Below are 22,640 nucleotides of genomic sequence, written 5' to 3' on the forward strand. Positions count from 1 at the left end.
CGCCCTCCCCCGCCTACCGCCCGGCGCCGCCTACCGCCGCCTGCCGCCTGCCGCCCGCCGCCGCCTGGCGCTGGGGCGGACCGCCAGCACTACACAACCTCCTTCGGCGACGTCGGCTCACGCTCAGCGCGCGCCGCGAGCGGCAGTTGTGTAGTGCTGGCGGTCCGCAACGACTACTTGATCCGCTGCATCGTCCCGTCTGCCGCGACGCCGATCACCGTCGTCACGCCGTCGACCGTCAGGTTCACGATCATCCGCGAGCCCTGCAAGGACGTCGTGTACGACACTGTCGCATTCGTGCGGGTCGGTGCGATCACCGAGAGGATGCTCGCGTTCCGCCCGGACCGGTTGAACTTCACCACCGGTGACGGCAGCCGCTTGTCGATCGTCCTGTAGTGCCAGCCCTGGATCGGGTCCTGCTGCCCGGTCGTCACCTCGATCGGCGTCGTCTGCTGCTGGAACGGGATCTGCAGCAACGTCGTCTTCACCTTGTCGCCCGGCCGCGCGGCCACCGCCCGGTCCTTGCCGCTGACAACCACCTTCTGGTCCGCGGGCAGATGCCACAGCGTCGAGTACTCCTGCTCCGCAGCCGACGAACCGCGATCCAGCACCACCATCAGATCGGGATCCTTCAGCACCAGCACGTCCCGCGTCCGGTCGATCCCGGCGCCCGGGGAGTCGTGCAGCTCGTAGAACTCCGACGTCGCCTGGATCGACGACCGCACCAGCTTGGTCTCCGGGTGCCCGGTCGCCGACTTCACGGTCATCTCGTTGTGCGCGAACTGGCTCCTGGCCCAGAACCGCCAGTCGTCCATCTTGTACCCGGCGTGCCCGCCGTCGACCAGGATGTCGCGCCCGCGCGAGGTGTACGTGATCGAGGTGTGGTCGTTGTGCCCGTGCAGCTTCTGCGACGGCCCGAACCGGATGCTGTACGTCGATTCCTGCGTGAACGGCCGCGTCTCGCCCCATCCGGTCCGCCCGAAGATGTACCCGGCGTCGAAGATGCCGATCCGCTGCGTCGGCCGGATCCCGCGGACGCCGCGGGTCCCGGCGTACTCGAGGACCGTCCCGGTGACGGGCGTCGTGCGCACCACCTCGGAGTCGCCGAGCTGCGGCAGGTTCCCGAGCGAGTTGGTCGCCAGCGCGAGCCACTTCGCGAGTTCCCGCCGGCGGGCCGTGATCGTCGTACCGGGGTCGGCGCCGCACTTCCGCAGTACGTCGATCGCCCGCCCCCACAGCACGTAGTTGAACTGCGCGTACGCCGTCGACTGCTCGTTCGTCGAGCCCTGCGTGTCGATCGACGTCTTGATCGCACTCGTCAGCCGGTCGGACGCGATCTTCTTCAGATCGTCGCGCTGGAGCGTGCACCCGATCCCGAACAACGCCAAGCTCTCGTCGGTGCCGTGGTTCCAGTCGCCGCTGTAGTTCTTCTGCAGGAACCACGCGTGCTCCAGCAGCGCCTTGTCCAGCCACGCGTACGTCAGCGGCAGCCGCGCCACGTGCAGCCCCGACAGCACCGCCTGCCGCAGGCAGATCAGCACGTTGGTGCGATGCATCGTGGACTCGTACGCGCCGACGTCGGACTTCCACGAGTACGGGTTGTCCTTGACCCAGTCGTGGGTGATCGCGCTCACCCGTTGCAGGGCGGCCTTGTCGCCGGCCGCGGCGGCGTCGATTCCTTGCCCCAGCCAACGAAGCGAGTGCAGCCACATGTACCAGCTGGGGTTGTTGGGCGGATTCATCCGCCAGTTGATGTTCCCCTTGCCGTCACCGACCTTGGTGGGCGGCGTCGTACCCCAGGTGAACGTGTCCTTGTAGAGGTTGGCGACCGGGTTCGTGTGGTCGATCCCGCTGTACGCCGGGCACGTGTAGACGTTCTGCCGCACCGGTGCCGGTGGGGCGGTCGGCGGCTCGGGCGTGTGGCTCACGGTCGGGTCCGGAGCAGCCTCCGGCTCGGAGCCGCCCCACGGGATCATCAGTACGGCGCCCAGTACGGCGACGCTCGCGAGCAACGCGATCGTGAGTCGCAGCGTCGTACCGGACGTGCGCAGATGTCTCGCAGGCATCGTTGGTCCTCCCCGCACACCCGAAGGCATACCTATTCTGGCCTAGACCTGAATTCGGGTTGGGCGATCCCCGGGACAGAGTCAAGTGGTTGTGTTGCTGAGTCGCGGTACTTCAGAAACGCGGCACTTCAGAAAACGCGGAGCGAGTCGTCGAAGGTTGCACCCGGCATCAAATCTGCCGGTCAGCTCCTGTCGGGTACGTCGCCATCGGTTCCCCCCGAGGTCGGATTGTTGCCGCTACCTGATAGATGTCGCGAGCGGGCCGAAAAGTTGCGCGGATCGGCAACTTCGGTTCCGTTGCCCGGAAGGGCAGGGTCAGTTGGGCCGGATCGCCTGCAGAATCAGGGCGTTCCGCGCGTTCTGACCCTCCGGCACGGTCGTGTGGCGGCCGTCACGTAGGTCGGTGTGCAGCCGGTCAGGGCGTTCGGCAAGGAACTCGGCCCAATGGACGATCCGCAGGTTCGGATGCCGCAGTGCCGCCTGCTCCAGTTGCAGGTTGATCCACTCGCTGTTGCGCTGATCGGCGACCTGGACCGTGGTCGGCTCGTCGGTCCGGGAGACCTGTACGTCGACCCAGTACACGGTCCGCTGTGGGCCCGCGATCCGGAGTGCACGCTCGACCTGCGCCGCGAACGCGGGCGGATCGAAGATGTCGTTGGACCCGACTGCCATCACGATCCGCCGCGGGAGGCCGTACTCGCGGGACCAGACGGCCATCGCGTCGACAGCGGCGGACGCCGGCTGACCGGCCCAGCTGTACTGCGCGAACGACGTACCGAGTTGTTGCCCGAGGAGCCGGCCGAGAGCCGCGCCGTCCTGTACGGCGATGCTGTCCCCGAAGAGCACTACGCCGTCGGACGCGACGACGTGGCGGACCTCCGCACTGCTCGAGATCACGCGGTTGTTCGCCTGCCAGGATCCGAGCGCGCCGGATCCGTAGGTTCCCGCGTTGACCACCGGTGCGGCCGCCTTCGCGTGCGCCGACGGGGCTTCGAGGTGCAGCAGGGTCAGGAAGAACGCGGTCAGGACCACGATGACGGCGGCCGAGGCCGACCAGCGCTTGATGAACACACCTCTGTTCACGCTGAGGTTGGCCCAGAGGTTGGCACTGAGGTTGGCACTGCGGTCGGCACGTCGGCTAGCGACTTTGGATGGCGTCCGCGATGAGTTCGTTGCGGGCGGATCCGCCCATCGGCGGACGGGTGTGGACGCCGTCGCGCAGGTACTGTGCCGGCCGGTTCGGCCGGGACGTGAGGAACCCGGACCAGTCGATGATGCGCAGGTTCGGGTGGCGGAGCGCCGCGTCCTGCAGCTGCTGGTTGATCCACGCGCTGTTGGCGAGATCGGCCTCGCGTACCGCGGCCGGCTGCTTGGTGCGGTCCGCGTACACGTTCACCCAGTACACGGTCCGGTCCGGCCCGGCGATCCGCAGCGCGCGCTCGACCTGTGCCGCGAACGCGGGCGGGTCGAAGATGTCGTTCGTACCGACCGCCATCACGATCCGCCGCGGCAGACCGTAGTTGCGCGACCACTCTTCGAGCGCGTCGACCGCTGCCGACGCCGGCTGTCCGGACCAGTCGTGGAAGGCGATCGAGTCGCCGGTGCGATCCGCCAGCAACCGCTCGAGCGCGGCGCTGTCCTGGACGGCGATGCTGTCGCCGAACATGAGGATGCCGTCGAACGCGAGCACCTCGCGGATCTGGTCCTCAGGACTGATCCGGTGGATCAGGTTCTGCCACGGGCCGAGCGTGCCCGATCCGTACCGCCCCGGCCCGCTCGACGGGACGCTGTACGACCCGCCGACCGTGGTGTCGGCGCTCGTCGGCCGCGGATCGAGTACGACGAGGACGCCGCCGAGCAACGCCACCACGAGCAGCGTCACGACGATCGCGGCGACCGACTCCAGAAACGCCCGTAGCGCGGATGGCTTCTCATGGTGCGCATGACCCGGCCGTTCCCGTACCTGTTGCAACATCTCGACACACCCCCCAGCCTCCGTCGCCGCTCCCTACACAGACATGACGCGGTGACCCCCGAATTCGCTGCATGCTCCTACCCTCAACACCCCGGAGCGAACCCCCCGGTTCCCACCCCAGCATCCCCGAAGACCCAAATTCCGGCCATACCGGAACCCGTCACCCGTGAGCGAGTGACGGGACGTGGGCGCTCGATCACGACCGGTGGACGATGCGGCGCGCCCGCGCCGTGCCTGGACACCCGTCGGGTAGCTCAGCCCGCCCGCTCCGCCTCGCTGCGCTCGACGCAGAACTCGTTGCCTTCGGGATCGCGCATCGTGACCCAGCCACGGCCGTCCGGGACCCTGTGGTCCTCGTAGATCGTGCCGCCGAGCGACAGGATCCGCTTGACCTCCTGGTCGCGCGTACGCTCAGTCGGGCCCCAGTCGAGGTGCACCCGGTTCTTCACGGCCTTTCCTTCCGGGACCCTGATGAACAGCAGCCCGGGGACCGGCGCCGGCGCCTGAAGCAGGACCTCGTCGTCGCCCGGCACGTCCCCGTCGGCCATCGGCCAGCCGGTCACGGCACTCCAGAACTGCGCGAGCTTGTACGGGTCTCCGGCATCGATCGTGACGTGTCGCAGCAACATGCCGAGACCTTAAGGCATGTCTGGATTCAGGGGGTCGCGAACTGTCGGGGGCCGGGTCTACTGTGCGGGACATGGGTGCCGGGCCAGAGGGCCCGGCCGGTTGGGGGAAGGACAGTTCGATGGCATCTCGGCTCAATCCGTACATCCAGTTCGACGGCGACGCGCGCGCGGCGATGGAGTTCTACCAGGGGGTCTTCGGCGGGGATCTGTCGTCGAACACCTTCAAGGAGTTCGGCGCCGGTCACGGACCGGACGACGACGAGAAGCTGATGCACAGCCAGTTGGAGACGCCGAGCGGGTTCACGCTGATGGCGGCCGACACGCCGCAGGGCATGTCGTACAACCCGGGCGAGAACATCGCGATCAGCCTGAGCGGCGACGGTGACGAGCTGCGCGGCTACTACGAGAAGCTGTCCGCCGACGGCGGCAAGGTGACGGTCCCGCTCGAGAAGCAGATGTGGGGCGACGAGTTCGGCATGGTCACCGACAAGTTCGGCATCAACTGGATGGTCAACATCGCGGCGAGCTGACACCCGCCTCCCCGGGGAAAATGGGTGTCCCCGGGGAGCGTCGCGCCGCTAGCTTGGGCCGGTATGGGACTCAACGACGTGCTGTACGACCCGATCCGGCACAACAACTGGGCGACCGGGAGCCTGATCAGGTTCTGCCTCGCGCAGAACCTGACCGCCGAGCAGCTCGAGATCACCGGCGTCGGGACGTACGGCGGCATTCTCGCCACCCTCGACCACATCGTCCGCTGCGACGGTAGTTATCTGCGCCGGATCGCGGACCGGCCCCTCGAGTACGTCGACAGCGAACCGGCGACCGACCTGGAGACCCTCGCCACCTGGAACGCCGAGGCCGGCGCCCTCTGGGAGTACTTCCTCACCCAGCCGTTCGACGTCGAACGCGTGATCGTCGTCGACGACAACACCCGCGGCACCCGCGCCGGCATCTTCGTCGCCCAGGCGATCAACCACGCCAACCACCACCGCGAGCAGGTCTGCGCCATTCTGACCGGCATGGGCATCGAGCCCCCGGACATCCAGGCCTGGGAATACGCCTGGGAGACCGAGCGCATCTGGGACCTTCCCGCCCCGGCCGCCGCGGCGGAGTAGGTCAGCTGCTGATCGTGGCCGCCATCAGGCCGGGTTCGTAGGAGCCGCCGAGCTGGTTCAGGGTGACGGCGATCCGGTTGCTCGCGTTGATCATGGCGATCAGCGTGACCAGTCCGATCAGCTGGTTCTCGTCGTAGTACTTCGCCGCACGGGCCCACGTCTCCTCCGAGACGCCCTCGGACGCGTCGGCGAGCCGGGTCGCCTCCTCGGCCATCGCCAGCGCGGCCTGCTCCTCTTCGGTGAACACGGTCGAGTGACGCCAGCCGGCGACCAGGTTCAGCCGAGTCGTCGTCTCACCCTCGGCCGCGGCTTCCTTCGCGTGGATGTCGATGCAGTGTCCGCAGCCGTTGATCTGGCTGGCCCGGAGCATCACCAGGTTCTGGGTCGCCGCCGGCAGGCCGGTCTGCTGCACGAGGCTGTGGACCGCGAACATCCGCTTCGCGAGCTTGGTACCGAGCTCGTTCTGCAACAGGTCGATACGGGGTTCCATCGTCGTCGTCCTCACTATGGGATCTACTGGACGAACACGAGATGCCGTCGGCGCGACTCCCGTGACGACCCGACGACGTGACGAGCGCCATACCGCCGGAGCTGTCACAGAATCCGGCCGAGCGGCATCTGGTGGGTGACACACGCGCGTACGAGGAGACCAGACCATGACCGGTACGGACCGGGCCACCGAGGCCTTCGTTGCCCATCGCAACCTCCTGTTCACCGTCGCCTACGAGCTCCTCGGCTCGGCCGCGGACGCCGAGGACGTGCTGCAGGAGACCTGGCTGCGCTGGGTCAAGGTGGATCTCGACACGGTGCAGGACAACCGCGCGTACCTGGTCCGGATCGCCAGCCGCCAGGCCCTGCAACGCCTCCGCACCCTCGGCCGCCGCAAGGAGTCGTACGTCGGCCCGTGGCTTCCCGAACCGCTGCTCACCGCGCCGGACGTCGCCGAGGACGTCGAACTCGCCGACAGCGTCTCGATGGCGATGCTGCTGGTCCTCGAAACCCTCAAGCCGACCGAACGCGCCGTGTTCGTCCTCCGCGAGGTGTTCGGCCTCGACTACGACGAGATCGCCAAGGCCGTCGACAAGACTCCCGAAGCCGTCCGCCAGGTAGCCCACCGGGCCCGCTCCCACGTGGCCGCCCGCCGCCCGCGCGGCGTCGTCTCCGCCACCGAGACCCGCGACGCCCTCGAAGCGTTCCAACGCGCTGTGAACACCGGCGACCTCCAGGGCTTGGTCGACATCCTCGCCCCCGATGTGGTCTTCCTGGGCGACGGCGGCGGCGTGGTCCAGGCTCTCCCACGCCCGGTCGTCGGCGCCGATAAGGTCGCCCGCATCCTCGCGGTGGGCTTGGAACATCTGGCCGAGGGGTCCCTCGAAATCACCCAGATCAACGGGCAACCCGCGTTGATCCTCCGCTTCACCGACGAGGTGGACACGGTCACCGTCCTTCACGTGGAGGACGGCAAGATCGCCGGCTTCTACGCCGTACGGAACCCGGCCAAGCTGGCCCACCTCAAAGAAGAGACCTTCCTGACCCGCTGACTAGGAGACGTCGGGCCGGGTCATCAGCGGCGACTGCACATGCAGCACCAGGCTGGGCCCGGTCAGGGGCAGGGTGTTCCAGGTCGCCACCGCGGTCCCCGCTTCTACCACCAGGCGGACCCGGTGCGGGGTGGTGATGACGAACAGCTCGGCGACGAACGTGTCGTCCTGCCAGGCGCCGGTCGCTACAACCGGACGGCCGAGCGGCGAGCTCTCCCGCCATCCGCCGTGGCCGACCTCGAAGTCGAGCAGCGACCCGAGCCGCAGACGCCATCCACCGGTCACGGGATCGACGGTCACGGTGGTGCCGTCGGGCAGCGGCGAATCCGCTGCGGAGCCGTCGAGCCTCGCCTTGACGGAACGCTCCGGCGCGGCCGAACCCGGCACCGGCGCGAACGACAACTGCCGCAGTCGATCGGCGAGCAGTTCCTCGTCCTCGGCGCTTCCTGGGTCGTCCAGGCCGGGCAACAGACATTCCCACAACAGGCCGGGCAGCGCGTGTTCCTGCTCGTTGGAGCCGGTCACCACGACCACTAGATCGTGTTCCGGGGCAACCACGCAGTACTGACCGAAGGCGCCGTTGCCGTGGTAGCCGTGCTGCGACATCCAGAACTGGTAGCCGTATCCGTACAGGAATTCCGGGTTCCGCCTCCAGTTCGGGAGGGGGAGAGTGTCGACGTGCCGGCTCGTCGCCAGCTCCACCCACTCGCGCGGGACGAGCTGGCGGTCGTGCCACAGGCCGCCGCGTAACAGCAGTTCGCCGAAGGCGGCGACGGCCTCGGTCGTGAGGTGGAGGCCGTGGAATCCGAACGCGGCACCGCTCGCCACCCGGTCCCATTCGGCGTGATCGATGCCCATCGGCTGGAAGATGCGTTCGTCGAGCAGTTCCGGGAGGCCGCGGCCGGTCACCCGCTCCACCATCCGAGCCAGGATGAACGTGGTCGAGTTGTCGTAGGTGTGCTGGGATCCCTCCGGCGCGGAGAACGGCGTACGAAGGAAGCCCTTCACCAGATCGCCCGGCTCCAGTTGCCAGGCCTGTTCGAGGCTGTCCTCGGCGTGGCCGGCCGTCATGGACAGCAAGTGGTGAACGGTGATCCGGCGGCCCTGCTCGGAGACGTCATCCGGAACGTGGTCGGGCAACACGTCGACCAACCGATCGTCCAGCGCGAGCAGCCCATCGGCGATCGCGAGCCCGACAGCGATCGAGGTGAACGACTTGGTCAGCGAGTAGAGCAGGTGCGGGCGTTCCGCCGAGTACGGCGCCCACCAGCCCTCCGCGACGACGTGACCGCGCCGTACGACCATGATCGAGTGACACTCGACCGACTCCGCTTCGAGCCGATCCAGCAACTCAACGATCGAACGCGCCGAAACCCCCGCCGCACCAGGCGCCGACCGCGGCAACAGACCAGCCATCCCGAAACCCTAACAACGCCAAGGGACGCTACGCCCGTGCTTTTCCGGCTCAGTTAGTCGAGCAGGTGGGTGGATTCGGGGACGGGGGTTACGGGGGTGCCTTTGGTCAGGTAGGTGGTGAGGTTTTGGACCACCAGGTTGGCCATGGCGGTTCGGGTGGGGATGGTGGCGGAGCCTACGTGGGGGAGGAGGACGGCGTTGGGGAGGGTGAGGAGGTCGGGGTGGACCTTGGGTTCGTGTTCGAAGACGTCGAGGCCGGCGGCGTGGATGGTGTTGGTGCGGAGGGCGTCGACGAGAGCCTGTTCGTCGACGACGGTGCCGCGGGCCACGTTGATGACGATGCCGTCGGGGCCCAGAGCCTTGAGTACTTCGGCGTTGACGAGGTGGCGGGTGGTGTCGCCGCCGGGGATGACGATCATCAGTACGTCGACGTCGGCGGCCATCTCGACGAGCGACGGGTAGTACTGGTACTCGACGTCCTTCGGGCGGCGGTTGTGGTAGGCAACGGTGATGCCGAAGGGCTGGACGCGGTCGGCGATCGCCTGGCCGATGCGGCCGAGGCCGAGGATGCCCATCCGGCGGCCGTGCATGGTTGCGCGGGTCAACGGATACGGGGTGCCGTCGGCCCACTTGCCGTCGCGAAGGTAGCGCTCGGCCTGCCCCAGTTCGCGGACCGTCATCAGCAGCAGACCGAGCGCGGTGTCGGCAACCTCGTCGTCCAGGACGCCGGGAGTGTTGGTGACGATGACGCCGCGCTCGGCGGCGGCGGTCGCGTCGATGCGGTCGTAGCCGACGCCGAAGCTCGCGACCAGGCGGACCGCGGGCAGGCGGTCGAGGTACGGGCCGTCGATCGCCGTACCGCCCGTGGCGACGGCGACGATCTCGTCCCGGCGGGCCGCGAGTACGGCGTCCGGGTCGGTCTCCTCCCAGAGCCGGATCAGCTCGCAGTGACCGTCCAGCCCGGGGGCGACGGCCTCGTGCATCGGTCCTGGCATCAGTACGACTGGTAGTCCCATGCCTTCATCCTTGTCGACCGTCGGCGGCCGGACAGGAACCGCCCCGGATTTCTCACGGCCTGGACAGGAACCGGAGTTCACCCGGCCCACTGTCGCCTCGGTGCGGGAAAGGACGACGATCAGGGGAGGAGGTCATCATGATCATCGACTGCGCTTACTACCGGGACGGACGCCGCCAGCACGTCGAGGCGATGTCGGTCGCGGACGCCGCCGCCAGTTGCCGGGCCGGCGGGTTCGTCTGGCTGGGCATGTACGAGCCCACCGCCGAGGAACTCACCGAGGTCCGGGAGAGTTTCGGCCTGCACGAGCTGGCCGTTGAGGATGCGCAAACGTTTCACCTCCGCCCAAAGGTCGAGCCGTACGAGGGCGACATCCGCCTCGTCATCCTCCGCACCGCCCGGTACGACGAAGAGCGCGAGGAAGTGGACTTCGGCGAGGTCAGCATCTTCGTCGGGCCGGCGTTCGTGATCACCGTCCGTCAGGGTGTGGCCAGTGACCTGCACGGTGCGCGGATCCGGCTCGAGCAGCGGCCCGAGCTGCTGGAGGCCGGCACGAGTTCGGTGCTCTGGGCGATCCTCGACCAGGTCGTCGACGGCTACGGTCCGGTCGTCGCGGAACTGGAGCGAGACATCGAGGAGGTCGAGCGGACGGTGTTCGCCGGTTCGGTCGCCCCGACCGAGCGGATCTATTTCCTGCGCCGCGAGGTGACCGATTTCTACCGCGCCGTACACCCGCTGCTAGCAGTGCTAGCCACCCTGGAACGCGGCGCCCGCGACACCGCACTGCTGCCGTACTTCCGCGACGTGCACGACCATCTCGTCCTGGTGAACGAAGAGGTCGCCGCCCAGCGGGACCTGCTCGCGACGGTCCTGGAGGCGAACATGGCGGTGATCGGTGTCGAGCAGACCAAGGTCAGCGTCCGGCAGAACGCGACGATCGAGCAGCTCACCATCCTCGCCACGGTGTTCCTCCCACTGACCTTCGTCACCGGCTTCTTCGGCCAGAACTTCGGCTGGCTCGTGGACCACATCGGCGCCGAATGGGACTTCATCGTCCTCGGCGTCGGCGGACTCCTGGTCCCGTGCATCGCCCTGGCGATCTGGTTCCGCCGCCAACGAGCAGCCCGCCGAGAAGCCGCCTGAGATACAGTCGCGATCCGTGGCGCGAGTACCCATTGATCCCGCCGACGGCCGGGAGATCGAGAACCTGATCGTTCGGTACGCCGAGTTGGTGGACGACGGTGATTTCGCCGGCGTGGGCGAGCTCCTCGCCCACACGACGCACCGCGGAAGCGGTGCACCGCACCTGCGGTCGTGACGCCGCAGCTGATCGTTGTCCGGGGCAACTCCGGATCGGGCAAGAGCTCGGTCGTGGAGGGGATTCGCGGACAGTACGGTCACGGCATCGCCTACATCGAGCAGGACTACGTACGCCGTACCGTCTTCCAGGAACTGGCCGAGCCCGACGGTGCGAACATCGAGCTCATCGGTCAGATGGCCCGATACGCACTCGCTCGTGGATTCCACGCTGTGGTGGAGGGAATCCTCCCGACGGTCCGGTACGGCGGGATGCTTGCGGAGCTCGCCCGGGACCACGGCGGGCACTTCTACTACCTCGACATCCCGTTCGAGGAGACCGTGCGCCGGCACGCGACCCGCGACAAGGCGAGCGCCTTCACCGCCGACGACATGGCCGACTGGTACCGGCCGAGGGATCTGCTGGAGCGGCCGCGCGAGACGATCATCGACGAGTCGAGTTCGCTCGATGCGACCGTCCAGCAGATCCTCACCGAAACAGGGTTAGGTCCTGTCTGGTGATCCAGACAGGACCTAGGACGACCAGCCGCCGAGGTTGAGGTCGGCGACGACGACCGGCTGGCCGGTGGCGAGTGACTGGTTGGCCGCGATGCCGACCGCGACGGCGCGGACGCCGTCGTTGACGTCGGCGGCGCGACCCAGCGGATCGTTGCCGGGGCCAACAAAGAGGTCGTTGTAGATCAGCTTGTCGCCGCCGCCGTGGCCGCCTTCGCCGCGGGGGATCTCGACCTCGACGGCCGGCGCCCAGTGCTTCTGCAGCACGAGCCGCTCGCCGTTGGTGCGGACGTCGCCGGCGATCACGCGGTCGGACGGATAGCTCGGGTCGATCTGGTCGTCGACGACCGCGGCCCGTTCGACCACCTCGAGCTCGGCGCGGCCGAGCGTGCCGTTGATTGAGACCCGGTACCCCTCCCACGGCGAGTGCGCGTTCAGCGAGTAGCTCAGCCGCGCGCCGTTCGCGTACTCCGCGATCACGGACATGTTGTCCTCGATCGTGATCCCGGGAGCGAACACGTCCTGGTCGCGCAGGTACCCGTCGTACTTCTCGGCCTCGTAGTACAGCTGCCGGTTCGTGTCGTCGGTGCGCAGATCGAGCAGCCACGGGTCGTCGGCGGCACCGTCGATCGTGCCGCGCGCCGGACGCTCGCCGAGGCCGCGGGCCGCCGCGTTCTCGGAGCCGTAGAACGCCAGCGCGCCGGACGCGAACACGCGGGTCGGTGTCGAGGCGATCCACCAGTTCACCAGGTCGAAGTGGTGGGACGCCTTGTGGACGAGCAGACCGCCGGAGTTCTTCTTCTCGCGGTGCCAGCGGCGGAAGTAGTCAGCACCGTGCCGGGTGTCGAGCACCCACTGGAATTCGACGCTGGTGACCTGCCCGATCTCGCCGTCCTGGATCAGCTGCCGCAGCGCACTGTTCCGCGGTGAGTAGCGGTAGTTGAACGTGACGACCACGGACTTGCCCGATTCGTTCATCGCGTCGACGATCTGCCGGGTGCCGTCCGCGTCGATGGTCAGCGGCTTCTCGACGATCACGTCCGCACCGGCCCGCAGCAGCCGCGACACGACCGACGCGTGCGTGTAGTCGGGGCTGGTCACCACCACGCGGTCGACGGACTGCTCCTTGACCATCTGCTCCAGGTCGTCGGCGCCGTACTGCGGAAGCTCGGTGCCGCCGAGCCCCGCGACGAAGCGCTGGTGGAACGCCAGCCGGCCCGGGTTCGGGTCGAGCAGGGCGACCAGCTCCGCCTCCTCGGGGTGCTCCTGGAGGATCGCGCGGATGTACGACTGCGCTCGCGAACCGGTCCCGGCGACTGCATAGCGTCTGGCCACGGTGAACTCCTTCTACTCGTGTAGACACCGACGCTAGCAACCGCTTTCCAGACCGGTCAACCGTCGTACCATCACTGCATGCCCAAAGATCCGGTGACCCGCAACGACGTGGCGGAGTACGCCGGAGTCAGCACGGCCGTCGTCAGCTACGTCGTGAACGAGGGCCCGCGGAAGGTCGCGCCGGAGACCCGTGAGCGGGTGCTCGACGCGATCCGCGCGCTCGGGTACCGCCCGAACGCGACCGCGCGGGCGTTGCGGATGGGTACGACGCGGACGTTCGGGCTGATCACGCCGGATGGGGGCAACCCGCTGTTCGCGGAGCTCGCGAAGGCGATCGACCGGGAGGCGGCGGCCCGCGGGTACGTCGTACTGCAGACGAGCGCCGACGGGGACCCCGTCACCGAGCGGGCGAAGATCGCCGAGCTGCTCACGCGCCAGGTCAGCGGGCTCGTCCTGGTGGCGCCTACCGCAGATCCGTCGCTGGACGACGTCGAGGTCCCGGTGATCGCGATCAACCGCGTACTGCCGACGGTCAGCTCGGTGCGGCCGGCGTACCGCGAGGGTGCACGCGCGGGTGTCGAGCACCTCGTCTCGCACGGTCATCGCGTGATCGGGCTGGTCATCGGAGGCGCCGGTCACCCCGAACGCGAGCTCGGCTGGCGTGACGCGCTGACCGCCGCGGGTCTCACCGAGGGGCCGATCGCGCGCGCGACGTTCTCCCGCGAGGGTGGTTACCGCGCTGCGCAGACACTGTTGTCGGCCGAGCCCACCGCGATCTTCGCAAGCTCCGACCTGCAAGCGATTGGCGTACTGCGGGCACTCCACGAGGCTGGTGTGCGCGTGCCGGAGGACGTCGCGGTAGCTGCCTTCGACGGCACTCCCGAGACGGAGTACACCTGGCCGCCGTTGACCGTCGTACGCCAGCCTGTCGAGTTGGTGGCGCGCGAGGCGGTCCGCCGGCTGATCGACGGTGAGGACGCGATGGAGGCCTTGACCGTCCCGACCGAGCTGATCCTGCGCAGGTCCTGCGGCTGCTAAAGCGTCCCGACGTCCTCGAAGATCAGCGCCGTACGGGTCGCCAGGACCTCGGGGATCGCCTGGAGCTTCTCCAGGACCAGGCGACGGAGACCCTCGTTGTCGGCGGCACGGACCAGCAGGATCGCGTCGAAGTCGCCGCCGACGAGGGCCATGTGCTTGATCTCCGGGATCGCCTGCAGTTGCTTGCGGAGGGTCCGCCAGGAGCTCTGCCGGAGACTGAGGGTGACGTACGCCGACGTTGCCAGGCCGAGTCTGAGCGGGTCGACGGTGACCGTGAAACCGGTGATCACGCCGGTGTTGGTGAGCCGTTCGACGCGGGCGTACGCGTTCGCGCGGGAGATGTGCACCTCGTCGGCGAGGGCCCGGATCGACAGCCGTCCGTCCCGTCCGAGCGCCTCGATGATCTGCCGATCGATCTCGTCGAGCGCCGGAGCGACGACAATCTGTCCAGGACCGGCCCGGTGGACCATCACCTCGTCGGACATTCGTGCGACCTCCTCGGCTCGGGTCCGGGCCAAACGTCTCTCAATAATTCCAGCTATAGATCCACTTGGCCAGTAGGGACGACGATGTGGCTACCGTCCGTCTCCTGCTGGAGGGCCCCATGACCACCGTCGAGGAGCGTTTGCTCCCGTCCGCGGAACCCGTCTGTCTGATCGATCAGAACGGCGTACCGCACGACCACCCGTCGTACCGGCTGCCCACCAAGGATGCCCTGCTCGACGGCTACACACAGTTGATCCGGGGCCGCCGGTTCAACGATCAGGCGAGCGCTCTGGTCCGCCAGGGCCGACTCGCCGTCTACCCGTCGTCCTTCGGTCAGGAGGCCTGTCAGCTCGCGGCGACGATGGTGCTGCGCGACGGCGACTGGCTGTTCCCGACGTACCGCGACTCGGTGTCGATCATGAGCCGTGGCGTCGACCCGATCGAGACGCTGACGCTGCTCCGCGGTGACTGGCACTCGGGCTACGACCCTTACGAGCACAAGGTCGCGCCGCAGGCGACCCCGCTCGCGACCCAGCTCCCGCACGCGGTCGGTGTCGCGCACGCGGCCCGGCTCAAGGGCGAGGACACGGTCGTGATGGCGCTCGTCGGCGACGGCGGCACCAGTGAGGGCGACTTCCATGAGGCCCTCAACTTCGCCGCGGTCTTCCAGGCGCCGGTGGTGTTCTTCATCCAGAACAACGAGTACGCGATCTCCGTGCCGCTCGCGAGGCAGAGCGCCGCGCCGTCCCTTGCACACAAGGGCATCGGGTACGGCGTCCCGGGCGAACGTGCCGACGGCAACGACCTGGCCGGCCTGCTCGCGGTTCTTGGACAGGCTGTAGAGAAAGCACGGGCAGGTGAAGGTCCGCAGCTGATCGAGGCGCACACCTATCGCGTGCAGGCGCACACCAATGCGGACGACGCGTCCCGGTACCGCCAGGACGACGAGGTCGCTCCGTGGCTGGACCGCGATCCGATCGCGCGCCTGACGACGTACCTCGAGCAGCAGGGCTGGCTGGACGACGACGTTCGGGCGGCCGCTGAGGCCGGCGCGGTGGAGGTCGCCGCGCAGTTGCGTGACGGGTTGATGCCGGAGCCGGAAGTGGATCCGGCCGATCTGTTCGCCTACTTGTACGCCGGGCAGACGCAGCAGCTGCGGGAGCAGGCCGCGTTCCTCCGCGACGAGCTCGCCCGCGAGGAGGCCTGATGACGCACACGAAGATCTCGATGGCGCAAGCGCTCAACCAGGCGCTGCGGGACGCGATGACGGCCGACGAGTCGGTGGTGATGTTCGGTGAGGACGTCGGCGCGCTCGGCGGGGTCTTCCGGATCACCGACGGGCTGACCGCGGAGTTCGGCGAGAAGCGGTGCTTCGACACCCCGCTGGCCGAGGCGGGCATCGTCGGCATGGCGGTCGGGATGGCGATGAACGGGATGCGCCCGGTGGTCGAGATGCAGTTCGACGCGTTCGGGTACCCGGCGTTCGAGCAGGTCGTCTCGCACGTCGCCAAGATGCGCAACCGGACCCGCGGGCGTGTGCAGCTGCCGATGGTGATCCGGATCCCGTACGGCGGCGGCATCGGCGGGGTCGAGCACCACAGCGACTCCTCGGAGAGCTACTTCGCGCACACACCCGGGCTGACCGTGGTGACCCCGGCAACGGTCGCGGACGCCTACGGATTGTTGCGTAAGGCAATCGAATTTCCGGATCCGGTCGTGTTCATGGAGCCGAAGAAGCTCTACTGGGCGAAGGAAGAGGTCGACCTCACCGAGTCGCAGCCGGGGATCGGTACGGCCGTCGTACGCCGGGACGGTGCGGACGCGACGTTGATCGCTTACGGGCCGGCTGTTCCGGTCGCGTTGGAGGCGGCCGAGGTCGCCGCGGCCGAGGGGCGGCAGCTGACGGTGGTGGATCTGCGGTCGGTGGTGCCGTTCGACGACGAGACGGTGTGCGCGGCGGTACGGCGTACCGGACGGGCTGTCGTGGTGGCCGAGGCGAGCGGGTTCGCGAGCGTGTCGTCGGAGATCGTTGCCCGGGTCACCGAGAAGTGCTTCCATTCGCTGGCCGCTCCGGTGCGGCGGGTGACCGCGTTCGACATCCCGTTCCCGCCGCCGAAACTGGAGAGGTACCAGCTGCCGAGCGTCGACCGGATCCTCGACGCGGTCGACGACCTGCAGTGGGAGGACTCGTGAACACGTTCCATCTCCCCGACCTCGGTGAAGGGCTGACCGAGGCGGAGATCGTCCGGTGGCTGGTGAAGGTCGGCGATGTGGTCGCGGTCGACACTCCGATTGCTGAGGTCGAGACCGCGAAGTCGATCGTCGAACTGCCGTGTCCGTACGCAGGGGTGATCGAGGAGCTTCACGGCGAGCCCGGTACGACGGTCCCGGTCGGGAAGCCGCTGATCACGGTGGGGGATCCGGACGGGGCGGCGTACCGCGCTGAGGAGCGGGCCGGGTCGGGCAATGTGCTGGTCGGGTACGGGACGTCCGAGTCTTCCGGGGCCGGGCGACGGCGTCGGCCTCGGGTTTCCGGAACAAATGTTGCTCCTACTGCAGAAAAAGTTCCGGAAACAAGGGTTCCCCTGGTGATTTCCCCGTTGGTACGTCGGTTGGCGCGCGACGCCGAGGTGGATCTGCGTACCCTGACGGGCTCAGGCCCCGATGGGTTGATCGTCCGCCGCGACGTGGAGCTCGCGATAGCGCACCGCCTGCAAACGGAGAGCGCGCCCGCCGCAACAACGCCCGCTCGGACAATGCCCGCTGGGACAACGCCCGTCGCGTCAACGCCCGCCGCGGCGCAGCCGGTTGCGCCGGGATCCTTCGTAGCGCAGGCGCCCTCATCCCATCCCGCCGTGGCGCAGGCCGGCCTACCCCAGCCGTCTGTAGTGCAGTCGGGTGATGCGCGGACCGGTCTGCCTGAGTTGCGGCGTACGCCGATGAGTGGGTTCCGCAAGGCCGTGATCGCGACGTTGAGCCGGAGCCGGGCCGAGATCCCCGAGGCGACCACCTGGGTCGACGTGGACGCGACCGCCCTGGTCGAGCTGCGCGAATCATTGCGATCGGCAACGGACCCCGGGCCGGGGCTGCTCGCGCTGATGGCGCGCTTCGTGGTCGCCGGACTGCTGAAGTATCCGGAGCTCAACGGGTACGTCGACACCGAGCGCGAGGAACTCGTCCAGTACGACGGCGTGAACCTCGGCCTCGCGGCGCAGACGGATCGTGGGCTCATGGTCCCGGCCGTCGCGGGCGCTCATGCTCTGACGACGCGCGGTCTGGACGCCGAGATCCGCCGTCTGACGGCGTCGGCGCGCGACGGCCGGCTGACTCAGCAGGAGCTGACCTGCGGGACGTTCACGTTGAACAACTACGGCAGCTTCGGGGTGGACGGCAGCGCGGCGATCATCAACCACCCGCAGGTCGCGATCCTCGGCGTCGGCCGGATCATCGACCGTCCGTGGGTGGTCGACGGTGAGCTTGCCATCCGCAAGCTCACCCAGCTGTCGCTGGTGTTCGACCACCGCGTCTGCGACGGAGGTACGGCAGCAGCCTTCCTCCGCTTCGTCGCCGACTCCTTCGAAAACCCCGCGTCCGCCTTCGCCGACCTCTGAGAAGTCACGGCGGCGCCGCCGACCTACCCGAGACCTGGCGCGGCGCCGCCGACCTACCCGAGACCTGGCGCGGCGCCGCCGACCTACCCGAGACCTGGCGCGGCGCCGCCGACATCTAGGAGATCTGGCGAGGCCGGAGGCCGACCAGGATTACCCGCAGCCCGGAGGCGAAGCGTGCCTCCGGGCCGGCGGTGCTCTCGCGGTTGAGGTAGGCGGCGAGGTGTTCGGCATCGACCCCCATCTGGTCCGCCGACCTGGCGGCCCAGCGCGGTTCGTCCAGCCCACTTCGCCGTACCACAGCCAGCCAGGCCGAATCGGTCACCGCCGACCCGATCAAGTAGTGGAAGATCGCCGACACCGCCGAATCCAGGTGAGTGCCCCTGAAACCGGCCTCGTTGAGGATGGACTGCACACGTTCGGTCAGGGCCTGGTAGTTCGGCCCGAGACCGGCATGCGTCGGGAGCAACTGCGCGGCCCACGGGTGTTCCCACAGCGCCCGGTACGCCGCCTGCACGACAGCAGTCACCTGCTCGCGCCAGTCGCCCTCCGCCGGGATCAGTGCTTCCCCGAGCACCGTGTCGACGACGAGCTCGAGCAGGTCGTTCTTGGTCGCGATCCGCCAGTACAGCGCGGACGTCGCGGCGGTCCCCAACTCGGTCGCCATCACCCGCATCGAGAACGTGTCCAGACCTTCGCGGTCCAGCACCTTGATCGCCGTCAGGACGATGTCCTCCCGGCTCAGCCGCGCCCGCGTCGGAGGTGGTTCCTCGCGCAGCCACACCGATCCCAGGGCGGTCTTCCGATCCGCTTCGCGCGCCATCCGGCGGAGCATAGCGAATACGCCGTATCAGATCCTAAAACGGTGTTTTAGTAGCGATCGGCAACTACTCCTCGTCCACAGCGGCCACGGTGCGTCGCGAAACGTAAGGAACACGGCGAGTCGTGGCGATGAGACTTGCGTGCGGTGATCCGAATCACCACAATCGCGAAGGTCGACTTCTGTCGGGGGACCGGTTCGACCGGATCGAGAACGACGACGGACCGCCTGATTCAGCCCTGGGGACAACGCCCGGGGTTACCGGCGCGCTGCTGGTCGCGAGAGACCGGCATCAACCTAGGGGAGACTGTGAAAGACACATCGGTAGGCGCCAACGGGCGCCTCAAGAACTCACGCGTGGTCGCATTGCTCGGCGGCGCCGGCGCAGTAGCGCTCGCCCTGGGTGGCGTCACCCTCGCCCTGGCCCCCTCGGCCTCGGCGGACGGCATCGTGAAGCCCGGCAACCCGACTTGCGCCGAACTTGTGCCGGGCTCGACCGAGATCAAGTTCGACCCGCCGAACTCGGGCGAGAAGACCGCTGACGGCGTAACGGTGAAGTGGCAAAAGCGCAATCTGGCGGTCGACGACCCCGCGCACGACGGGGACCAGACCGGTAATGAGGTTGCGGACTTCACCGCGACCGGCGGCACCGTGCTCGGTGTCATCGTCAAGGGTGGCAATCAAGGCGCCAACTTCTACGACTACGCTCCGGCCGGGACCGTGGCCGGCATCGGCCTCCACACGCCGGTCAACGAGAAGAACCAGAAGTTCCAGGACATCAGCCACATCACGTTCTGCGTGACCAAACTGGTGATCACGTCGACCCCCTCGGTGACGCCGTCTGAGACTCCGTCGACGACGCCTTCCGAGACGCCGTCCACGACACCGTCCGAGACGCCTTCGGAGACGCCCTCGACGACACCGTCCGAGACGCCTTCCGAGACCCCGTCGACGACGCCTTCGGAGACCCCCTCGGAGACTCCGTCGACGACGCCTTCTGAGACGCCGTCCACAACGCCGTCCGAGAGCCCGACTGTGACTGTGACGGCGACGCCGTCGGAGTCGCCGACCGTCAGCCCGACCAGCACGACCAGCAGCGCTCCGGTCGGGGTTCCGACCGATGTCGACGCTGGTCTGTCCGGTGGGATGAAGAACGCGTCCGCGACCACCAGCAGTCAGAGCGCCTGGGGTATCGCGTTGCTGACCCTCGGCGGTCTGCTCGTGTTCGCCGGTGTTCTGAAGGCTCGGCAGCGTCGCGGGCAGCACTCTGCCTGAGGTATCCGGCAAGCGCCGTCGCCAGGGTCGTGCCAGGTCGTCGTGGTTGACGATCTCGGCCCTGGCGGTCGGCGTCGTACTCCTCCTGGTCGGCGGTTACGTCCAGCTCAGGATGAACAACTCTGACGAGGGTCGGCAGCAAACCACTGCCGGCCCGACGCAGCGGCCCGGCACGACATCCGTCGTACCGGGCCGGACGTCGTCCGGTACCACCTCGCAGCAGGCCACAGAACCGACCACACAACCGACCACGCCGCAGGAAACACCTCCGGCGGAGGTCCTGAGCACGGCCCCGGTCCGGCCGGGGGACCCGATCTCGCTGTCGGTGCCCAGCCTCGGAGTGTCCGCGCGCGTGCTGGCGATCCGCGCCCGTGGTGGTTCGCTCATCCCGCCGTCGAACCCGCGGTTGGTTGGCTGGTGGTCCGACGGCGCCCGGCCTGGGGCGACCACAGGATCCGCGGTCATCACCGGTCACACAGTGCACACCGGTGGAGGAGCGTTCGACGATCTGGACCGGCTGGGCGCGGGCGACAAGGTCTCCGTGACGACTCGGCACGGGACGATCAAGTACGTCGTAACGTCGGTGGCCATCTATCGCAAGAAGACCCTGGCCAAGCGGGCCCAGCAGCTCTTCAGCCAGGGTGTCCCCGGGCGACTCGTACTCGTCACCTGCGAGGACTGGGACGGCACGGGCTACCTCAGCAACGCCGTAGTGATCGCAGTCCCCACAACGTAGCGAAACGGGATCCCGGATCAGTGGCTTCCTTCAAGTACTAGTGCGGGGGCCTGGCTGCTGTGGCGGCGGTCCAGTAGTCCGGAGGCGAGGGCGACGAGCAGACCGGCAACAGCCAGTGCAGCGCCGACCCAGTTGGGGGCGGTGTAGCCGAGGCCGTGCTCGATGGTGAGTCCACCGAGGTATGCGCCGGCAGCGTTGCCCAGGTTGAACGCGGCGATGTTGGCCGCGGACGCCAGCGCCGGAGCGCCCTTCGCCTTGTCCATCACCCGCTTCTGTAGCGGAGCGACCGTGGCGAACCCAGCAGCACCGAAGAGCGCGATCGTCACGGCAGAGCCGACCTTGGCGTGCGCCGTGAAGACGAAGACGACCAGTACGGCGGCCAGTAGCGCGAGGATCACGTACAGACTCGGCATCAGCGAGCGGTCCGCTGCTCTACCGCCCAGCAGGTTGCCCACTACGAGCCCACCGCCGAACAGCACGAGCAGCCAGGTCACCGCACCAGCGGAGAAGCCCGCGACCTCGGTCATCATCGGTGCGATGTAGGTGAACGACGCGAACACCCCAGCGAAGCCCAGTGCGGTCATCGCCAACGCCAGCCACACCTGCAGGCTCTTGAACACCGCCAGTTCGCTCCGCAGTCCAGGACCTTCCGCCGTGTCCTGCCGCGGCACCAGGAACACGATGCCGAGCAGTCCGATCACACCAAGCGCAGTCACCGCCCAGAACGTCGACCGCCAGCCGAACTGCTGACCGAGCGCGGTCCCACCCGGTACGCCGAGCACGTTGGCGACCGTCAGCCCGGTGAACATCAACGCGATCGCACTCGCCTGCTTCGCCTTCGGGACCAGCGAGGCCGCGACCACGGACCCGACGCCGAAGAACGCGCCGTGGGACAGCGCCGCCACGATCCGTCCGGTCATCAGAACGCCGTACGACGGAGCGACCGCGGAGACCAGGTTGCCGGCGATGAAGACGCCCATCAGCGCGATCAGCACCGTCTTGCGGGAGACCTTGGAGCCGATCGCGGTGAGCAGCGGGGCACCGACCACGACGCCCAGCGCGTAGCCGGAGATGAGCAGTCCCGCGGACGGGATGCTGACACCGAAGTCGGTGGCGACCTCGGGCAGCAGTCCCATGATGACGAACTCGGTGGTGCCGATCCCGAACGCACCGATCGCGAGTGCGAGCAGAGCCGCTGGCATAACGCTCCTTCGATGTAAGCTGAAGACTATTACCGGCGTGCGCGATAGTTGCACACGCGGACTATTGCACAAGCGCCATGATTGCGCATACAAGCGTGATGTTCAAGTGGAGGTGTCGTGGGACTACCGGATGACGCCGCGGAGGCGCGGGCTCAGGGGTGGCGAACTCTGGCGGCGCTGCACGCCCGGATCGAGGACGAGCTGGAGCGAGCGCTGCAGAAGCAGCACGGGCTGTCCGTGAGTGAGTACAGCGTCCTTGACGTGCTGGCCCGGCAGGACGACTACCACCTGCGGATGAACCAGCTGTCGAACGCGGTGGTGCTCAGCCAGTCCGCCACTACCCGTCTGGTGAACCGGTTGGAGGACCGCAAGCTGCTGCAGCGGTACCTGTGCCCGACGGACCGGCGTGGCATCTACACAGAGGTCACAGAGGCAGGCCGCGACCTGCTCGACCAGGCGCAGCCGACCCACGACGCCGTACTGACGTCTGCGTTGGAGCGTGCCGCTGAGCTACCTGAGCTGTCCCCGCTGGTCACCGCGCTGGGGAAGCTCCCGCTGACGGTGTGAC

24 protein-coding genes are annotated in these 22,640 nt (G+C 68.1%); 13 read left to right on the forward strand and 11 right to left on the reverse strand.

What is annotated here, in order from left to right:
• Positions 1-173: 173 nt before the first annotated feature.
• From EV647_RS39470 to EV647_RS42360, 4 genes are all read right to left on the reverse strand, one after another.
• On the reverse strand, positions 174-2,066 hold the full coding sequence (locus tag EV647_RS39470; RefSeq protein WP_238177621.1) for a heparinase II/III family protein: 1,893 nt from the start codon (positions 2,064-2,066) through the stop codon (positions 174-176).
• A 315-nt stretch (positions 2,067-2,381) separates the two neighbouring features.
• A complete protein-coding gene (locus tag EV647_RS39475) occupies positions 2,382-3,149 on the reverse strand; it encodes a hypothetical protein (RefSeq protein ID WP_238177622.1) in 768 nt (255 codons plus the stop codon).
• A 55-nt stretch (positions 3,150-3,204) separates the two neighbouring features.
• Positions 3,205-4,041 (reverse strand): GDSL-type esterase/lipase family protein, encoded by an 837-nt coding sequence (locus EV647_RS39480; RefSeq protein WP_202876470.1) that lies wholly within the window; start codon positions 4,039-4,041, stop codon positions 3,205-3,207.
• A gap of 254 nt (positions 4,042-4,295) precedes the next feature.
• On the reverse strand, positions 4,296-4,670 hold the full coding sequence (locus EV647_RS42360; RefSeq protein ID WP_166680543.1) for a VOC family protein: 375 nt from the start codon (positions 4,668-4,670) through the stop codon (positions 4,296-4,298).
• 119 nt (positions 4,671-4,789) lie between these two features.
• Here EV647_RS42360 and EV647_RS39490 point away from each other — a divergent pair, with 119 nt between their 5' ends.
• Complete coding sequence (locus EV647_RS39490; protein ID WP_133785889.1) at positions 4,790-5,200, forward strand: VOC family protein; 411 nt, start codon at positions 4,790-4,792, stop codon at positions 5,198-5,200.
• A gap of 63 nt (positions 5,201-5,263) precedes the next feature.
• Positions 5,264-5,788 (forward strand): DinB family protein, encoded by a 525-nt coding sequence (locus EV647_RS39495; RefSeq protein WP_134012358.1) that lies wholly within the window; start codon positions 5,264-5,266, stop codon positions 5,786-5,788.
• Position 5,789: 1 nt separating this feature from the next.
• On the opposite strand, the gene EV647_RS39500 is transcribed toward EV647_RS39495, so the two are convergent.
• On the reverse strand, positions 5,790-6,278 hold the full coding sequence (locus tag EV647_RS39500; RefSeq protein ID WP_134012360.1) for a carboxymuconolactone decarboxylase family protein: 489 nt from the start codon (positions 6,276-6,278) through the stop codon (positions 5,790-5,792).
• Between the two features lie 166 nt (positions 6,279-6,444).
• Here EV647_RS39500 and EV647_RS39505 point away from each other — a divergent pair, with 166 nt between their 5' ends.
• Positions 6,445-7,329: an RNA polymerase sigma-70 factor gene (locus EV647_RS39505; RefSeq protein ID WP_134012362.1), complete on the forward strand. Its 885-nt coding sequence runs from the start codon at positions 6,445-6,447 to the stop codon at positions 7,327-7,329.
• Here EV647_RS39505 and EV647_RS39510 read toward each other — a convergent pair whose 3' ends face one another.
• Complete coding sequence (locus EV647_RS39510; RefSeq protein WP_134012364.1) at positions 7,330-8,745, reverse strand: serine hydrolase; 1,416 nt, start codon at positions 8,743-8,745, stop codon at positions 7,330-7,332.
• 53 nt (positions 8,746-8,798) lie between these two features.
• Positions 8,799-9,761, reverse strand: a complete 963-nt coding sequence (locus tag EV647_RS39515) for a 2-hydroxyacid dehydrogenase (protein WP_134012366.1) — start codon at positions 9,759-9,761, stop codon at positions 8,799-8,801.
• A gap of 137 nt (positions 9,762-9,898) precedes the next feature.
• Here EV647_RS39515 and EV647_RS39520 point away from each other — a divergent pair, with 137 nt between their 5' ends.
• Genes EV647_RS39520 through EV647_RS39530 form a run of 3 tightly spaced genes read left to right on the forward strand, consistent with a single transcriptional unit; the run spans position 9,899 to position 11,578 of the window.
• Positions 9,899-10,903: a magnesium and cobalt transport protein CorA gene (locus tag EV647_RS39520; RefSeq protein WP_134012368.1), complete on the forward strand. Its 1,005-nt coding sequence runs from the start codon at positions 9,899-9,901 to the stop codon at positions 10,901-10,903.
• Positions 10,904-10,919: 16 nt separating this feature from the next.
• Positions 10,920-11,078, forward strand: coding sequence for a hypothetical protein (locus tag EV647_RS39525; RefSeq protein ID WP_202876471.1), 159 nt, complete (start codon positions 10,920-10,922; stop codon positions 11,076-11,078).
• Positions 11,075-11,578 (forward strand): AAA family ATPase, encoded by a 504-nt coding sequence (locus EV647_RS39530; RefSeq protein ID WP_202876472.1) that lies wholly within the window; start codon positions 11,075-11,077, stop codon positions 11,576-11,578. The genes EV647_RS39525 and EV647_RS39530 overlap by 4 nt, the downstream gene beginning before the upstream one ends.
• Before the next feature lie 12 nt (positions 11,579-11,590).
• Here EV647_RS39530 and EV647_RS39535 read toward each other — a convergent pair whose 3' ends face one another.
• Positions 11,591-12,907: a Gfo/Idh/MocA family protein gene (locus EV647_RS39535; protein ID WP_134012370.1), complete on the reverse strand. Its 1,317-nt coding sequence runs from the start codon at positions 12,905-12,907 to the stop codon at positions 11,591-11,593.
• A 78-nt stretch (positions 12,908-12,985) separates the two neighbouring features.
• On the opposite strand from EV647_RS39535, the gene EV647_RS39540 reads away from it, so the two are divergent.
• Complete coding sequence (locus EV647_RS39540; RefSeq protein ID WP_134012372.1) at positions 12,986-13,945, forward strand: LacI family DNA-binding transcriptional regulator; 960 nt, start codon at positions 12,986-12,988, stop codon at positions 13,943-13,945.
• Here the strand turns inward: EV647_RS39540 and EV647_RS39545 are convergent.
• On the reverse strand, positions 13,942-14,430 hold the full coding sequence (locus EV647_RS39545) for an Lrp/AsnC family transcriptional regulator (RefSeq protein WP_130387870.1): 489 nt from the start codon (positions 14,428-14,430) through the stop codon (positions 13,942-13,944). The genes EV647_RS39540 and EV647_RS39545 overlap by 4 nt on opposite strands.
• Positions 14,431-14,549: 119 nt before the next feature.
• On the opposite strand from EV647_RS39545, the gene EV647_RS39550 reads away from it, so the two are divergent.
• From EV647_RS39550 to EV647_RS39560, 3 genes are read left to right on the forward strand one after another with little or no spacing between them, the layout of a single operon-like run.
• On the forward strand, positions 14,550-15,638 hold the full coding sequence (locus tag EV647_RS39550; RefSeq protein ID WP_134012374.1) for a thiamine pyrophosphate-dependent dehydrogenase E1 component subunit alpha: 1,089 nt from the start codon (positions 14,550-14,552) through the stop codon (positions 15,636-15,638).
• Complete coding sequence (locus tag EV647_RS39555) at positions 15,638-16,624, forward strand: alpha-ketoacid dehydrogenase subunit beta (protein ID WP_134012376.1); 987 nt, start codon at positions 15,638-15,640, stop codon at positions 16,622-16,624. The genes EV647_RS39550 and EV647_RS39555 overlap by 1 nt, the downstream gene beginning before the upstream one ends.
• Entirely contained in the window at positions 16,621-18,042 is a 1,422-nt protein-coding gene (locus EV647_RS39560; RefSeq protein ID WP_134012378.1) for a dihydrolipoamide acetyltransferase family protein, read from the forward strand. The genes EV647_RS39555 and EV647_RS39560 overlap by 4 nt, the downstream gene beginning before the upstream one ends.
• Before the next feature lie 115 nt (positions 18,043-18,157).
• Here the strand turns inward: EV647_RS39560 and EV647_RS39565 are convergent, their stop codons facing one another.
• On the reverse strand, positions 18,158-18,862 hold the full coding sequence (locus EV647_RS39565; RefSeq protein WP_134012380.1) for a TetR/AcrR family transcriptional regulator C-terminal domain-containing protein: 705 nt from the start codon (positions 18,860-18,862) through the stop codon (positions 18,158-18,160).
• A 306-nt stretch (positions 18,863-19,168) separates the two neighbouring features.
• On the opposite strand from EV647_RS39565, the gene EV647_RS39570 reads away from it, so the two are divergent.
• Positions 19,169-20,134: a hypothetical protein gene (locus tag EV647_RS39570; RefSeq protein WP_134012381.1), complete on the forward strand. Its 966-nt coding sequence runs from the start codon at positions 19,169-19,171 to the stop codon at positions 20,132-20,134.
• Between the two features lie 46 nt (positions 20,135-20,180).
• Positions 20,181-20,870 carry a class F sortase gene (locus EV647_RS39575; RefSeq protein ID WP_238177623.1) on the forward strand — a complete coding sequence of 230 codons (690 nt, stop codon included), beginning with the start codon at positions 20,181-20,183 and terminating at the stop codon, positions 20,868-20,870.
• Positions 20,871-20,887: 17 nt separating this feature from the next.
• Here the strand turns inward: EV647_RS39575 and EV647_RS39580 are convergent, their stop codons facing one another.
• Complete coding sequence (locus tag EV647_RS39580; RefSeq protein ID WP_134012383.1) at positions 20,888-22,072, reverse strand: MFS transporter; 1,185 nt, start codon at positions 22,070-22,072, stop codon at positions 20,888-20,890.
• A 117-nt stretch (positions 22,073-22,189) separates the two neighbouring features.
• On the opposite strand from EV647_RS39580, the gene EV647_RS39585 reads away from it, so the two are divergent.
• On the forward strand, positions 22,190-22,639 hold the full coding sequence (locus tag EV647_RS39585; protein WP_133785872.1) for a MarR family winged helix-turn-helix transcriptional regulator: 450 nt from the start codon (positions 22,190-22,192) through the stop codon (positions 22,637-22,639).
• Position 22,640: the final 1 nt, after the last annotated feature.

The sequence above is a fragment of the Kribbella sp. VKM Ac-2566 genome, assembly GCF_004366005.1.
In the GTDB taxonomy this organism is placed as follows: Bacteria; Actinomycetota; Actinomycetes; order Propionibacteriales; family Kribbellaceae; genus Kribbella; species Kribbella pratensis.